The 15,127-nt window shown below is 68.5% G+C and carries 13 protein-coding genes; 3 read left to right on the top strand and 10 right to left on the bottom strand.

The genetic code is table 11. The features are described from left to right. Nucleotides 1-110 precede the first annotated feature (110 nt). The 6 genes from VZC37_RS21640 to VZC37_RS21615 form a co-directional block, all read right to left on the bottom strand. Nucleotides 111-1,334: a glycerate kinase family protein gene (locus VZC37_RS21640; RefSeq protein ID WP_330435647.1), complete on the bottom strand. Its 1,224-nt coding sequence runs from the start codon at nt 1,332-1,334 to the stop codon at nt 111-113. Between the two features lie 46 nt (nt 1,335-1,380). Further along, on the bottom strand, nt 1,381-2,928 hold the full coding sequence (locus VZC37_RS21635) for an SLC13 family permease (RefSeq protein ID WP_330435644.1): 1,548 nt from the start codon (nt 2,926-2,928) through the stop codon (nt 1,381-1,383). Then, nucleotides 2,925-3,584 (bottom strand): response regulator transcription factor, encoded by a 660-nt coding sequence (locus VZC37_RS21630; protein WP_330435642.1) that lies wholly within the window; start codon nt 3,582-3,584, stop codon nt 2,925-2,927. Before VZC37_RS21630 ends, VZC37_RS21635 begins: the two co-directional genes overlap by 4 nt. Beyond that, a complete protein-coding gene (locus VZC37_RS21625; protein WP_330436007.1) occupies nt 3,581-4,987 on the bottom strand; it encodes a sensor histidine kinase in 1,407 nt (468 codons plus the stop codon). Before VZC37_RS21625 ends, VZC37_RS21630 begins: the two co-directional genes overlap by 4 nt. Before the next feature lie 283 nt (nt 4,988-5,270). Next, nucleotides 5,271-5,723 carry a hypothetical protein gene (locus VZC37_RS21620; protein WP_330435641.1) on the bottom strand — a complete coding sequence of 151 codons (453 nt, stop codon included), beginning with the start codon at nt 5,721-5,723 and terminating at the stop codon, nt 5,271-5,273. 41 nt (nt 5,724-5,764) lie between these two features. After that, complete coding sequence (locus VZC37_RS21615) at nt 5,765-7,135, bottom strand: FAD-binding oxidoreductase (protein WP_330435639.1); 1,371 nt, start codon at nt 7,133-7,135, stop codon at nt 5,765-5,767. A 125-nt stretch (nt 7,136-7,260) separates the two neighbouring features. On the opposite strand from VZC37_RS21615, the gene VZC37_RS21610 reads away from it, so the two are divergent. Together VZC37_RS21610 and VZC37_RS21605 are read left to right on the top strand one after the other, a co-directional pair. Beyond that, nucleotides 7,261-8,214 carry a dioxygenase family protein gene (locus VZC37_RS21610; RefSeq protein ID WP_330435638.1) on the top strand — a complete coding sequence of 318 codons (954 nt, stop codon included), beginning with the start codon at nt 7,261-7,263 and terminating at the stop codon, nt 8,212-8,214. Between the two features lie 88 nt (nt 8,215-8,302). Next, the gene (locus VZC37_RS21605) at nt 8,303-9,289 is read left to right on the top strand and encodes a serine/threonine-protein kinase (protein ID WP_330435637.1); all 987 of its coding nucleotides are present in this window, start codon (nt 8,303-8,305) and stop codon (nt 9,287-9,289) included. 354 nt (nt 9,290-9,643) lie between these two features. Here the strand turns inward: VZC37_RS21605 and VZC37_RS21600 are convergent, their stop codons facing one another. Then, nucleotides 9,644-10,771, bottom strand: coding sequence for an amidohydrolase family protein (locus tag VZC37_RS21600; protein WP_330435636.1), 1,128 nt, complete (start codon nt 10,769-10,771; stop codon nt 9,644-9,646). A gap of 143 nt (nt 10,772-10,914) precedes the next feature. Between VZC37_RS21600 and VZC37_RS21595 the strand changes: the two genes are divergently transcribed. After that, nucleotides 10,915-12,066: an FAD-binding oxidoreductase gene (locus VZC37_RS21595; protein ID WP_330435635.1), complete on the top strand. Its 1,152-nt coding sequence runs from the start codon at nt 10,915-10,917 to the stop codon at nt 12,064-12,066. Nucleotides 12,067-12,082: 16 nt separating this feature from the next. Here the strand turns inward: VZC37_RS21595 and VZC37_RS21590 are convergent, their stop codons facing one another. The 3 genes from VZC37_RS21590 to dnaJ all read right to left on the bottom strand — a co-directional run bounded on the left by VZC37_RS21590 (nt 12,083) and on the right by dnaJ (nt 14,949). Continuing rightward, complete coding sequence (locus VZC37_RS21590) at nt 12,083-13,189, bottom strand: DUF7159 family protein (RefSeq protein ID WP_330435633.1); 1,107 nt, start codon at nt 13,187-13,189, stop codon at nt 12,083-12,085. Nucleotides 13,190-13,348: 159 nt separating this feature from the next. After that, nucleotides 13,349-13,747 carry a heat shock protein transcriptional repressor HspR gene (locus VZC37_RS21585; RefSeq protein ID WP_431309473.1) on the bottom strand — a complete coding sequence of 133 codons (399 nt, stop codon included), beginning with the start codon at nt 13,745-13,747 and terminating at the stop codon, nt 13,349-13,351. Then, nucleotides 13,744-14,949 carry a molecular chaperone DnaJ gene (gene dnaJ / locus VZC37_RS21580; RefSeq protein WP_330435631.1) on the bottom strand — a complete coding sequence of 402 codons (1,206 nt, stop codon included), beginning with the start codon at nt 14,947-14,949 and terminating at the stop codon, nt 13,744-13,746. The genes VZC37_RS21585 and dnaJ overlap by 4 nt, the downstream gene beginning before the upstream one ends. Nucleotides 14,950-15,127 lie beyond the last annotated feature (178 nt).

Genomic DNA, 15,127 nt, shown 5'->3' with positions numbered 1-15,127 from the left:
CCTCGCGAGGCTCCTCAGGGACCGGCACCACCACCCGATCCCTGAGGAGATCCGGAGCGCTAGCGGAGGATCGTCACGAAGGGTCGCACCTCAGGGACCAGGGGCGACGCTCAGGACGCCTTCTTGCGCCGCTTGTGGCCACTGCGCGCCGAGACCGCGCCCCCGAGCAGGATCATCCGCATGGTGCGCTCGGCCGCATCGGCCAGCAGTTCGGCGCCGTTGGCGACCGCTTCGGACAGCGGCATCGGTACCGCGATGATCGCCGCGATCGCCGCGATCCCGACGTCGTGCACCGACGGCGCCCCTTCGCCGAGCGATCCGGCCAACGCCAGCACGGGAACACCGTGACGCTGCGCGCGGCGGGCGACCTCGGCAGGCACCTTGCCGTGCGGGGTCTGGAAGTCGATGGAGCCCTCGGCGGTGATCACCAGGTCCGCCTTCCGGATTCGCCGGTCGAGGTCGATTCCCGACAGCCCGGAGTCCAGCAGCGCGTCGAACCGCGAGCGCAGGACTGCACCGATGCCGCCGGCCAGACCTGCGCCCAGACCACCTGATACTCCGGTTCCCATTCCGGTGCGCAGATCGGCGCCCGGTGCGTCCGCGTGGCATTCGAGGACCGCCGCCCAGTTGTCCAGCGCATCCGACAGTTCCTGCACCTGTTCCGGGGATGCGCCTTTCTGCGGCCCGAACACCCGGGCGACGCCCTGCGGGCCGGTGAGCACGTTGTGCGGGTTGCAGGCCAACACCACCTCCACCTCGGCGAGGCGTGGGTGGATGCCGGAGGTGTCCAATCCTCTAGCGAAGGCGAGTTCGTAACCACCCGTTCCGATCTCCCGCCCGTCGGCGTCGAGAATCCGCGCGCCCAGCGCCTGCAGCGCCCCGGCTCCCCCGTCACATGTGCCGGAGTCGCCGCACCCGACGAGGATTCTCGACACCCCGGCGTCCAGCGCAGCAACGATCAGTTCGCCCACCCCGTAGGTCGTGGTGGCGCCGGGATCTCGCTGATCCCGCGGCACCAGAGACAGGCCGGCCGCCGAGGCCATCTCGACCACCGCGGTCCGCGAGTCACGCGGGCCGATCTCGGCCCACTGCGCGCGCACCGGCAGTCCGGTCGGCCCGGTCACCGTCCGCTCGTGGAGACGGCCGCCGGCGGCATCGGCGAGGATGCGTGCGGTCCCCTCACCACCGTCGGCGATCGGGGCGACGTCGATCCGCACGCCGGGCAGGGTACGTCGGATGCCGGCGCAGATCGCCGACGCCACCGAGTCGGCGTCGAGACTCTCCTTGAAGCCGCTGGGCGCCACCAGAATACGCTGCGGTACGGAAATAGGCATGGTTCCTCCAAGGGGTGACGGGACGAGCGATGACACTGTCGGCAGATCAGGAAGCGAGCAGGGGCAGACCGAGCGCCGGCCACACCCAGAAAGCGAATGCGAGGAGCAGTCCGAGCGAGATCGGCGCCAACACGGCGGTGAGGCTGAGCAGGTGGCGGCTGTCATAGCCGGGGACGGTCTCCGAGGCGGCGAACATCGCGACGGGCTTGGCCGAACTGGTGAGGGTGATGCAGAAACCTGCTGCGGCAGTGGAGATGAACGCTGCCGCTGCCGGGTCGACGCCGACCAGCGGAGCGGTCGCCACCACGATGGGCACCAGGACCGCGGACCGGGCCGACCGCGACTGCATCACCAGGTGGGCGGCGAGCGAGATCACCACCACGACGACCACGAAGGAGATGGCACCGGCCGGGCCCTGATCTCGGATCGACCCGAATGCCTGATCGGCGAGCCATTGCGCTGCAACGGTTTCCGACAGGGCGACACCGAGCGCGATGGTGGCGGCCATGAACAGCAGCAGGGTCCACGGGATGGTCTTGACCGCCGCCGGCATGGTCGTCGCCCCGACCGCCGGTGCCGTCGCCACCAACGCGCCGAGCATGGCAACGATCGCCGGAGAGAGACCGTGGACGGATTCCGTGCACCACAACGCGATCACGACGCCGAGAATCCACAGCAGACGACGCTGCGGCGTCGAGAACGGCCCATGGATCGGTGCGGCGGTGATCGCCCCGACCGCCTCGCGTGTGATGCGGAGCGGCGTCGCTCTTTCGGCATGGTCGGTGAAGATCCACAGCGCCACTTCGGCGGCCAGATGCGACCAGAGGATCGCGAGCGGCAGTCCGAGCATCGCCCAGGTCAGATAGTCGATGCCGGAACCAACGGTGGTGTCGAGGATCTGGCTGGTGATGAGGTGCGCACCCGCGCCCAGGAGAGAACCGATGGCGGAGAACAGGATCACCGCGGGGAAAACCAGTGCGAGACACAACACCAGACGCGCCCGGTCGCGTAGGACCTTGGCTAGGGCGAGGAACACCGGAAGTGCGATGGCCGCACGCCCCGACGTCGACGGGATCGCGAACGTGGTGATCAGCAGCGCGAAAGTGACGAGGTGAACCAGGTGGCGGGGCGTTCGCGCCCACGTCAGGACACGTGCCGACAGTCGCGCCGACAGCCCGGATGCCGTGATCGCGGCGGCGATGACGAACGCACCCACCATCAACCAGATGAGTTCGGAACCGAGTGTCTCGGTGAAGGTCTCGGTGTCGACGGCACCGACCACGACGAGTGCGAGCGCCGCACCCAGGGCGATGGAGGTGTCGTCGACGGGCGCGAAGATCCACATCCACACCGCGACGACGAACACCAGCAAGGTGACGACCGCGTCGATGTCCAGGTCGCCACGCCATCCCGCACCGAGTACATATCCGGCCAGGACGACGGCGACGGCCGCACCCAGGCCGGCACGGACGCCGTGTGCGGAGATCGTGGGGCGGCGACGCGGTGCGGGGTCCGGTATCGGTTGCCGGCGCAGCGTTCTCGGACGGTGCGACTGTGCTCTCGGCGGAGATGTCGAGTACTCGGTGATGGTCATCGCAGCCGGTACCCCATGCCGCGGACGGTCTCGAGGCGCTGTGTCCCGATCTTGGCGCGAAGTGCGCGGACGTACACGTCGACCACGTTGGATGCCGGGTCGAAGTCGTAACCCCACACGTGTCCGAGGATCTGTTCACGCGACAGGACCTGGTCGGGGTGACGGAGAAACACCTCGAGCAACGCGAACTCGCGTGCGGTGAGGTCGACGGCCGAGTCACCCACATGGGCCCGGCGGGAACGCAGGTCCAGACGTAGATCTCCCAGGGACAGTGCGGATTCGGACCCTGCACCGGTGTCCGCGACGAGACGTAGACGCACCCGCGCCAGTAGTTCGGCGAACTGGAACGGCTTGGTCATGTAGTCGTTGGCACCGCCCTCGAGACCGGCGACTGTGTCGGTCACGCTGTCACGGGCGGTCAGCACCACCACCGGGGTGGCGACGCCTTCGCCGCGCATCTGGCGGAGGACAGTGAATCCGTCCATGCCGGGCAATCCGATGTCGAGGATGACCATGTCGAACGATCCGTCGCGCGCCATCATGAGTGCCGTGTCTCCGTCGGCGACGTGCTCGACGGAGTACCCGGCAGCACGCAGACCCTTGCCCACGAAGGACGCGATGTGGTGGTCGTCCTCGGCGATCAGTATGCGGCTCATCGGTTCACCTCGGGTCCAGGCGTCGTTGTGACGTACAGGGTCTGAGGATCCGGCGACGGTAGATCGAGACCGAAGGTCGCTCCCTCTCCGGGTACGCTGCGCACCCAGGCCGAACCGTGGTGGGCGTCGGCGATGGCCCGGACGATCGCCAGTCCCAGTCCCGCCCCGGATCGGTTGGCGCTGCCGGTGCGGTCGGCACCGCGCTGGAACCGCTCGAAGATCGCCGCGGCGTCCTCCTGTCGGACACCGGGTCCCTCGTCGGTGATCCAGATCGAGAACCGTCGCCGCTCACCCTCGCCGACGAACCGTGACCCGAGTCGGATCGTGGAGTCGTCCTCGGTGTGCGACACCGCATTCGCCGCGAGCTGCACCATGGCCTGGGTGATCCGTTCCGGATCGACCCGGCAGCTGCCTTCGGCGACTTCCATGAGAAGCCAACGACGGTCGCCGATCGTCTGCACCTTCGACTCGATGTCGAGGACGAGTCCCGCCGCATCGACGGTCCGCGCGACGACGAAGTCGGGTTGCTCGGCCTTGGCCAGCATCAGCAGATCACTGACGATGCGGCCCATCCGGACCAGCTCGCTGTCCACGAGGGCGAGCGTGGCGCGTCGCTCCTCGGGGTCGTCGGACAGCAGTTCGAGGTGTCCCCGCACGATCGTGATCGGTGTCCGCAGTTCGTGTCCGGCGTCGTCGACGAACTGACGCTGCGTCATGTACGCCTGCTCGATGCGGTCGAGCATCTCGTTGAATGTCGCCGCAAGCGCGGCCACATCATCGCGGCCGACCACCGGGACGCGAGCAGTCAGGTCGTTCTCGCCGATATCGGCAGCCACTCGACGCACCGTGCGCACAGGTGCCAGGATGCGTCCGGCGACGAAGTAGGCGATGCCCGTGGTCAGGACCAGGCCGCCCAGGCCGACGAATGCGATCGTGCGCATGGTGCGATCGACCAGTTCGCGTGCCTGGTCGGTGAACACCGCCACGACGAAGATTCCGCTGCCACCTTGGACGTTGTCGATCTGGACCCGGCCCCAACGCATCGGTCCGGCGGAGGTGTCCATCACCCCACCCGATGCCGCTGCGCCGGTGATCGTGGCCAACAGCGTGGGATCGGTGAACAACGGTCCGGGCTCCCCCGGCCCCTGGATCACCTGATCGCCGACGACGCCGGCCATCACCTCACCGGGGACCGGTGATTGCCGGGCCATGTACACCTCGAGCATCCGCGTCACGGAGGTGAACGGTTGCGAGGTGGTGGGGTCGACGCCTTCGGCGGCGAAGGTACGGAACTCGTCGACCTCTTGAGTGACATCACCGTTCGCGCGGACGTCCGCGTCGCGGAGCAGCAGGTTGCGCGCGGTCAGCGTGACCACGACCAGCACGACGAACGTGGTGAGCATGATCCACGCGGCGATCCGCCAGCGTGCCGGCAACGCCGCACCTGTGCGGAATCGACGACGGGCGCCCGCCTCGGCTGTGTGTGTCGACGGCTCCGACGAGAAGTCCGGTCCGTGCAGCGGTGCGGGTTCCGGGAGACCGGGTTCGCTCAGCGGTGGCTCCGGTGACCGTTGCCCGCCGGCCGCTGCCGTCTCTCCGGCGGGTGTCGCGGATGACTCCACGTCGCTCCACGCCAGCGGCCGAGTGTGTTCGGTCGGCTGCGGGAAACGTTCGGTGGGAGTCGGATCAGTCATCGTCGCCGGCATCATCATCGTCGAAGTCGTCGGTGCCGTCGTCCAGGTCGTCATCGATGTCGTCGTCGAAGTCGTCCATCGGAGGGGCGGGATTCTGGGGCGCCGGATTCTGGGGGGCGGGATTCTGAGGCGCGGGGCGATCGTCCCAGTCGTCGTCTCCCCAGTCGTCATCTCCCCAGTCGTCGGTTCGGTCGTCGTCATCGCGGCCGTCGACGCGTGGCGCCGGGGGCGCCTGCGGAACCGGGGGCGCGGCGGGAGTACTGCTGGTGGGTTCAGGCGGCACGCTGACCACCACCGGCGAGGGATCGAGGTCGGGTCCGGGTGACCGTGTCAGGACAAAGCCGGCGACCACGGCGACAGCGGCCGCACCGATCACGACGAGTGCGACGAGCGGGCGGGTGATGTTCATGATCCCAACCATGAACGGCGTGCGTGATTCGTTCATGAGGGGAAGATGAAGCTTTTTTCATCTACCGTTTTCCCAGCTCAGAGGATCACTCCCGGGTTGAGCAGTCCGTGCGGGTCGAGGGCGTTCTTGATGGTCGCGGTGAGGTCCATGACGTCGTCGCCGACCTGGTTCGGCAGCCAGCCCTTCTTCAGTCGACCCACCCCGTGTTCGCCGGTGATGGTGCCGCCGAGCGAGATGGCGAGGTCCATGATCTCCCCGAACGCCAGCTGCGCCCGGTCGTGTTCGTCGGTGTCGGCGGGATCGAACACGATCAGCGGATGGGTGTTGCCGTCCCCGGCATGTGCGATCACCGAGATCATCACCCGACGCTCGGCGGCGATCGCCGCGACGCCGTCGATCAGTGCCGGCAGCTGCGGCAACGGGACACCCACGTCTTCGAGCAACAGTGAGCCCAGCTTCTCGACCGCCGGGATGGCCGCTCGTCGCGCGGCGGTGAAGGCCTCCCCCTCCTGCGGGTCGTCGGTGGCGAACACCTCGGCGGCGCCGTGCTCGGCGAACGCGCGCTCGATGATCTCGACCTCGGCGGCGCCGGCCGGGCCGGGTGCATCCGATTGCGCCACCAGCAGCGCGCCGGCCTGCCGGTCGAGGCCCATCCGCAGCATGTCCTCGACGGCGTTGATGGACACCGAATCCATGAACTCCAGCATCGCCGGGCGGATCTGGGCGGTGATCGCCAGGACCGCCTCACTCGCCTGGTGCACCGAGGCGAAACTGCCGACGACCGTGCACGCCGGAGCCTGGGGTGGCAGCAGCCGCAGAGTGACCTCGGTGACGATGCCGAGCACCCCTTCGCTGCCGACGAACAGCTTGGTCAGCGGCAGTCCGGCCGAGTCCTTGAGTTGTTTGCCGCCGAGGCGCATCGCGCGGCCGTCGGCCAGTACCACTTCGAGGCCGAGCACGTAGTCGGTGGTGACGCCGTATTTCACGCAACACAGCCCGCCCGCGTTGGTGGCGACGTTGCCGCCGATCGAGCAGATCTCGAATGACGACGGGTCCGGCGGATACCAGAGGCCATGGGCCGCGGCCGCCGCCTTCACCTCGGCGTTGAACAGTCCCGGCTGTACCACCGCGGTTCGTGTCGCGGTATCGATGACGAGGCCGCGCATCTTCTCCGTCGACAGCACCAGCGCACCGTCGACGGCGGTCGACCCGCCCGACAGGCTCGTGCCCGCACCCCGAGTGACCAGCGGCACCCGGTGGTGGGCGCACCAGCGCACCACGGTCTGAACCTCAGCCGTGGTCGTCGGCCGCACCAGTGCCAACGGGGTACCGGCATCCGGGTCGAACGCGCGATCCTGCCGATACCCGCCGAGGATGTCCGGGTCGGTCACCACCATCCCGTCGGGCAGTTCGGTGCTGAGCGAATCGGGACTGATGACGTCGGTCATGTCCTCACTGTAGGCGGCAAGGGCGAACGGAACGGCCGGCTGCCGGTGATGCGGAAGGACCGTTCACAGCGACTGCACAGCGCTTTCCCGGGACGAGCGCAAGGTCCGCTTTGTACGTTGACGACATGCAGCCCGAAACACATGACCACGACCGCGGATTGCGGTTCGACCTGCGAAATCTCAGTCGCCGACGTGCCCTGATGCTGTTCGCGACCGGCGCCGTCGCGACGACCGCGGCGGCCTGCGGCAACGGCACATCCACGTCCGGTGAGTCGTCGACGTCGTCGGCGGCCGGGTCCGGCACCTCGGGCACCGCCGCGGGTTGTGCTCCGGCGGCTCCCGGCGAGACCGCCGGCCCCTACCCCGGCGACGGCTCCAACGGTCCCAACGTGCTGATCGCATCCGGGATCGTCCGCAGCGACATCCGGTCGAGTTTCGGCGACGCCTCCGGCACCGCCGAGGGCGTGCCCGCAACCCTGACGATCACGATGCAGGACCTGGTCGCCGACTGCTCGCCCGGCGAGGGCATGGCCGTCTACGTGTGGCATTGCGACCGCGACGGCAACTACTCGATGTACAGCGACGACGTCGCCGACCAGAACTATCTGCGCGGTGTGCAGGTCGCCGACGCCGAGGGGGTCGTGCGGTTCACCACGATCTTCCCCGCCTGCTACGCGGGTCGCTGGCCACACATCCACTTCGAGGTCTTCGACTCCCTGGAGCAGGCCGTCGCCGGCTCCGACGCCCGGCTCACCTCGCAGATCGCCCTCCCCGAGGACGCATGCACCGCGGTGTTCGACCACGACAGCGGGTACGCACAGAGCGTATCCAACATGTCGGACGTGACGCTGGCGTCCGACAACGTCTTCGGCGACGGCTGGGATGCGGAGCTGGCCACCGTCGAGGGCACACCCAACGACGGCATGGACATCTCGATCACCATCGGCGTGGCCGCGCGGGAGGACAACCAGGCGAGCATGGGCGCGCCGCCCGCCGGGGGTGGCGGGCCCGGCGGACCGGGCGGACCCGGAGGACCCGGTGGATCGGGCGGGCCGGGCGGACCACCGCCACCCGGGTGATGCTGCGGCGATCTGCCCCGTGACCCGGCACAATGGTCCGGGTGAGTGATTCCCAAGCGCAGATCGTCGACGAGTAGCGGTCGACACGATGACCACGCCGCACCGCGCCGATCGGCGCACCCGAGACGACACCGATGTGGTGTTCGCCGCCGGTGACGTGGTGGCCGACCACACCATCGATGCCTTCCTGGGAAGCGGCAGCAGCGCCGAGGTGTACCGCGTCCACACCGCATCGCATCCGGAACCGCTCGCGCTCAAGGTGCTCCACACCCGATCCAGCGATCAGCAACGCATTCGTGAGCGTTTCGAGCGGGAGTTCTCGATCGCCTCCCTGCTCGATCACCCCAACATCGTCCACATGCACGCGCGCGGTGAACTGGACATCGACGAGCTCGGGGTCGACAACCGCACGCCCGCAACGGTTCTGTGGATGACGATGGAGTATGTGGCCGGGATGTCGGCCAACGAACTGGTGGGACCGCACCCGACGCAGGCCGAGGTCGCCGCCACCGTGGAGATCGGACGACAGATCGCCGACGCTCTCGACTACGCGCACAGCTGCGAGGTGCTCCACCGAGATGTGAAGCCCGCCAACATCATCGTGTCCACGGCTTCGACGCCGACGCGCGCGGTGCTGACGGATTTCGGGATCGCGCAGTTGCTCGATGACGCGCGGCCACTCGCTCGCAACGGCCGCGTGCAGGGATCGATCGCCTACGCCGCGCCCGAATTGCTCACCGCCAGCAGGATCTCACCGGCCACCGATCAGTACGCCTTGGCGGCCAGTTTGTTCGAGCTGCTCACCGGCGAACCCCCGTTCCCGCGGGCCACCGCGTTCGCCATCACCTACGCCCACCTGCACGACCCGATCCCCCGTCTCACCAAGACGCAGCCCTGGCTGCCGTCGGCGTTGAACTCGGTGTTCGCCAAGGCGCTCGCCAAGAACCCCGCCGACCGATATCCGACGTGTGCGGAGTTCACCGACATCGTCCGGCGCGCGCTCCTCGATGTGCCGGTGCCGACGCCTCAGCGTCGTCGGTGGTGGTCGCGGCGGGCGAAGCCGTTGGTCGAGTAGACGAGGCTTCGCTGGTCGAACACCCCAACCGCCGGTCGAGATTTGTCTCGCTGGTCGAGTAGGCCGAGGCGCTAGCCGAGGCCGTATCGAGACCCACAGCAGCTCACGAGATCTCGATACACCCTCCGCTAGCGCTCCGGGCTACTCGATCAACGGGAGGGCGCGCCTGGACCACTCGAACTTCGAGAAACACCCCAACCGCGGTCGTATCGAGACCCACAGCAGCTCACCAGATCTCGATACACCCTCCGCTAGCGCTCCGGGCTACTCGATCAGCGGGAGGGGCGCGCTCCGGGCTACTCGATCAGCGGGAGGGGCGCGCTCCGGGCTACTCGATCAACGGGAGGGGCGCACCTAGTCGATCCTGTACACACGCAACGCATTCTCCCGGAACACATTCGCGAGCGCATAGTCGCCCCCACGTGGCGCGATGAGGTCGGTCAACGCGCCGACGATCATGTCGAACGAGACGTTCGGCTTGTCGATCGGGAAGTTGGAACCGAAGATCAGACGATCCGGACCGAAGTTGGCGAACGCGTGGTCGATGAGGGGACCGATCATCTCGGTGAGCGTCGCACGACTCCCGACGTTGCCCCAGCGTTCCCGGCCATAGCCGAGGACCGGCAGGCCGAGTCCGGAGAGCTTCACCATCACGTTGGGGCACGAGGCGAGCGTGAACATCCGTTCGCGCCACAGCCGCAGGATATCCGCGCGTGCACCGGCCGTCGCACCGGTGCGTGCCCCGACGGGCCCGAACAGTCCCACCGGTGCCCCGATGTGATCGACGACGATCGTGACCTCCGGATACTCCCGCGCCAACGTCACGACGTCGTACAGCTGATGCGAGTACACGAAGGCGTCGAACACCAACCGGCGTTCGGCCACGTCGGCGAATCCCTTCAGGAATGCAGGCGACGCGAGGATGCCGTCGGCATCGGCGCCGTTGCGGATCTTCGGGTCCGGGTGGCGGGTGGTGATCCAGCGGATGCCGCGCAGACGGTCGGTGAGCCCGGCATGTTCGTCGAGCAGCTCACCGAACCGTTCGGCGCGCGGATCGGCGTGGGCCACGATCGCCCCGAGTCGTGGCAGCGAGTCCTCGCCGAACGGCAGCGCGGTCACATATCGGGTCTCCTCCACCGCCGACCGACCGGCCGGGGTGTCCAGTCGTCCCGCCGCCTCATCGCCCCGCCAGTGCGATTCCATGTGCACGACCGTGTCCACCCGCGTGCCGACGCCGTCGAACAAAGGTGAGGTGTCGGCGAGATACTGCATCGGCTCGTAGACACGCGCGACGGTGCTCGGGGTCAGCACGTACTCGCGGTCGGCCTGCGAGACGACCATCGGGAACACCCGGTCGCCGAACGACGGCACGAACCGGTACAGCCGGGAGAGTCGATTCGCCGCCCACGGTGTCGTCCGCGGATTCCACTGGTGGAGGTGGGCATCGACTATGGCAGGAACAACACCATCGAGCGAGCTCACCTCACCGACATTGCCACAGTCACGACGAACCCGACATCGATTGATGGATCGTAAGTCGGCGTCCAGCGACCGCTAGGCTGTCGTGGGCGGGAGATCCGCTCACGGACGGACCGGTACGCATTTCAGGGGAGGTGACCCGCCTCATGCCCAGCCACTCACGGCACATCCTCCATCATCTTCGCGAGTTGATCCGTCGCGATCCGGATCGGTTCGCGTCGAACATCTATACCCGCATGTTCTCCATCGATCCCGATCTGCGGGAGCTCTTTCCCGCGGTCATGTCCGGTCAGCGCGACGCCTTCTTCCGCGTCATCGACCACGTCCTCGACGTGGTGCCCCAACGGGAGGGGCATGGGGAACTGGTGGAGTTCCTGGCGCAGCTCGGACGCGATCACCGCAAGTACGGCGTGCGCCCGGAACACTACGGCGTCATCTATCAGGCGCTGATCGCCGAGTTCGCGTCCATCCTGGGCGACTACTGGGATGACGAGACCGCGCAGACGGTCAGTCAGGCGATGATGCTGACCACCGGGGTGATGCGTGGCGCCGCCGAGACCGCGCCGCATCCCGCGCTGTGGTCGGCCGAGGTGGTGGAGAAGTTCCGGATCACCCGCGACCTCGCGGTCATACGGCTGCTCACCACATCGCCGATGCGGTTCGCGCCCGGCCAATACCTGGAGGTGCAGGTTCCTCAGCGACCGAAGGCGTGGCGGAACCTGTCACCGGCGATCCCGCCCAACCCGCGCGGCGAACTCGAGTTCCATGTGCGAGCGGTCCAGGGCGGTGCGGTCAGCACCGCCATCGTCGGCGAGACCCGGGCCGGCGACACCTGGTACTTCGCGCAGGGTCACGGGACCCTGCACGTCGAATACGACCGGCCGGTCGTGATGGTCGCCGGCGGCACCGGACTGGCGCCGCTGCGGGCGTTGCTGATCGAGATGTCGAAGCGGGCAGACACCCCGTCGACGCACATCTTCTATGGGATGCGCTATCCCGGGGAACTGTACGACCTCGCGGTGCTGCGCCGGATCGCCACGACCAACCCGTGGCTGCGGATCACGGCGGTCTCCGAGCAGACCGAGGACCCGTGGTGGATCACCGCGATGACGACACCGGAGGCGTTGGGAATCGAGCACCGGATCGGCACGCTCGACGAGGTCGCCGCCGCTGCCGGACCGTGGGACGACCATCAGGTGCTCATCGCCGGATCGGCACGGATGATCGAGGTGACGCGTCGGCGGATGCTGATCGCGGGCGCCCGCGCCAGCCTCATCCAGCACGACCCCGTCGTCTGAGCTGCTGCTCGAGACTCTAGGGACCGCCGGTGCCCGGCGCCGCGGTCGTGACCGTCGTGGTCACCGTCTCCGTGACCGTCGCCGTCGGGGCCTCCGTCACGGTTTCGGTCTCGGTCTGCGTCTCGGTTTCGGTGGCCGTGGACGTGCGGGTGACCGCCTCCCCCGACCGCGTCACCGTGGTGGTCGCGACGTCGGTGCGGACCTCGGTGACCGGTTCCGCGGTTTGGGTCACCGTCGACGGAGGCGCCGTCTCGGTGACCGTCGTCGTGGGTGCCGCCTCGTCCTCGGCCGCGTCGACGCCGGCGAAGACCGCGGACGCCGCAATCGCACCGAGCGCCAGCGCGGCGACCAGGGCGGCACCGATCATCCACCACCGGCGGTTCGATGCGGCGCCTGCCGCTGCGCGGGGGCTGCGTCGGGAGAGCACCGCCGCGCCGAGGGCGGCGGCCAGTGCGGGCTGATCGGCCACGATGACCGGGCGAGCCAACGCGTATTCGAGGGCCTCGGGCGCGCCGGGCACCTCCGCACCGGGACCGGTGCACACGACCGACGTCACCGACGACCCGCCGGGTGCAGCGGTCACCGCATCCGCGACCTCGCTCGCGTGAGCAGGATCGGTGACGGGCCCGGGAGAACCGGAGGCGAACTCGGCGGTGCCGAGGACTTCCCCGGTCGCCGAGTCCAGCGTGACCACCGATGACCCCGGCGAGGGAACCGCCGAACGGTCCAGGTCGACGACCGCGATGATGCCGCGCCCCGCTGCGGTGGTCCGGGCGACCTCGGCCAGGGCGGCGGGCATGTCGGTGACCGCGACCTTGTCGTACCAGGCCGGTCGCGCGGTGCTGGGAGACAGATTGGCCTGCAGATATCCCTGCGTGGCAGGGCGTGCGCAGGCGACGCCGATCCGGTCGATCTCGTAGGGGACCGAATCGACGAGCTCATGGATGGCGTTCTCGGCGCTCTGCGCCGACGGATCGGGCAGTTCCACCAGGTTGCTGGCGATGATGGCGCCGTCGGCGCTGCGCACGACGGATGCGACCTGATCCTCGACGACGGAGATCCCCAGAACCGAGCCGTCCGAGTCCGAATCGCCCGCGATCTGGGCGCTCCTGGTCTCGGCCATGTCCCCGTCCTGTCTCCCCGCCACGTTGTCCCGAGCCAGGGTAGCGGGTCGCTTTCCCGGTTCTGGCCGCACCTGCCGCTTCTGGCCGCAGTACTGTTCCCAAGCCGGAACCTGGAGGTGCGGCCGGAACGCGGCGGCCACGGCGGCCGCACCGTGGAGTCAGTCGGTGGTGCGCTTGCGGCGCGGCTGCCAGACCACCAGCGCGCTGGTGCGGGGCACCGGGACCAGTTCGCCGCCGCGACGCACGGGCGCGTTGTCGACCTCGGCCTGCAATTCGCGGACCCGTTGTTGCAGCGCATCGACCTGGTTCTCCAGGTCGATGATGCGCTTGATGCCGGCGAGGTTGACGCCCTCCTCCTGGGAGAGACGCTGGATCTCGCGCAGCACCTCGACGTCCCGGGCGGAGTAGCGCCGGCCGCCGCCGCTGGTGCGTTGCGGGGTGACCAGGCCGAGCCGGTCATAGGTGCGCAGGGTCTGCGCATGCATGCCGGCGAGTTGCGCGGCGACAGAGATCATGAAGGTCGCGGCAGCGTCGTCGTCGTAGGTGGCCATCCTCATCGCCCCCACCCGGCGCGCGGATCGAATCCGGCTGCCTTCTCCGCGGCCGCGTACTGACGCATGGCCTCGACCGCGGCCTCGTCGAGCTTCGGCGGGACGGCGACCTTGACCGTCACCAGCAGGTCACCCGCGCCACCCGAACGCTTCGGGACACCGCGGCCGCGGACACGCAGGGTGCGGCCGTCGGTGGTGTTGGCGGGGATCTTGACCCCGACGCTGCCGTCGAGGGTCGGGACCGACACGGTCGCGCCGAGCACGAGTTCGGAGATGCTGACCGGAAGCTGCACCTTGAGGTCGTTGCCGCTGCGGCTGAACACCTTGTCCGGCGTGACGTGCACGACGACGTACAAGTCGCCCGACGGTGCTCCGCGTCGACCGGCTTCGCCTTGTCCGGCGAGCCGGATGCGTTGTCCGTCTTCGACGCCGGCGGGGATGCGGACGTTGATGGTGCGGGCACGCACCTTGACGCCGCTGCCGTCGCAGTCGGTGCACGGGTCATCGATCCGCGATCCGGTGCCCTGGCAGTCCTGGCACGGTTCGCTGAAACCGAACGCCCCCTGGTTGCGGCTGACGAATCCGGAACCGTTGCAGTTCGGGCAGACCCGCGGGCTCGTACCGGGCTTGGCGCCGCTGCCGTGACAGGTCGTGCACGGTGCGGGGCTGGTGACGCGGAGTGGCACGGTCGTGCCCATCGCCGCGTCCTTGAAGGTCAGCGTGGTCTCGGTCTCGAGGTCGTTGCCGCGCTTCGGGCGAGTGGCCGTCGACGACCGCGTGCCGCGGTTGAACAGGCCCTCGAAAAGGTCGCCGAACCCGCCGGCGGATTCACCGCCACCGGCGCCGGCGCCTCCGCCGAACAGGTCACCGATGTTGAAGTCGGCACCCGTGGTGGACGTGTAGTGGGTTCCGCCCCCGCCGGGGAAGCCACCGGGGAAACCGTTGCCGCCGCCGCGGAATCGTCCGCCGGCGAACATGGCGCGGGTCTCGTCGTATTCTTTGCGCTTCTCCGGGTCCGACAGCACGCTCTTGGCCTCGGACACCCGCTTGAAGCGGTCCTCGGCTTCGGTGTTGCCGGGGTTCTTGTCCGGGTGCAGCTCGTTGGCGAGCTTGCGATAGGCCTTCTGGATGTCCTCGGTAGAAGCGTCAGAAGCAACGCCGAGGTCCTGATAGAAGTCGCGTTCGAGCCACTCTCGTTGTGGAGCCATCAGACGTCACCTCCTTCGGTATCTCAGTTGTCTTGATGAAGTTGTCCCTGTTCAGTTGTCGCCCCGCCCGATCCCTGAGGAGGGCCGGAGCGCTAGCGGAGGTCCGTCACGAAGGGTCCGCCCCTTCGTGACACTCGTCGCTAGCGCTCCTCGCTCCTCAGGGAGCGGGGTGAGCGGA

The organism is Gordonia sesuvii (assembly GCF_036350415.1).
Classification (GTDB): domain Bacteria; phylum Actinomycetota; class Actinomycetes; order Mycobacteriales; family Mycobacteriaceae; genus Gordonia; species Gordonia sesuvii.
The sequence above is the reverse complement of the archived record's forward strand: the minus strand, read 5'-3'. Positions and strand labels throughout refer to the sequence as shown.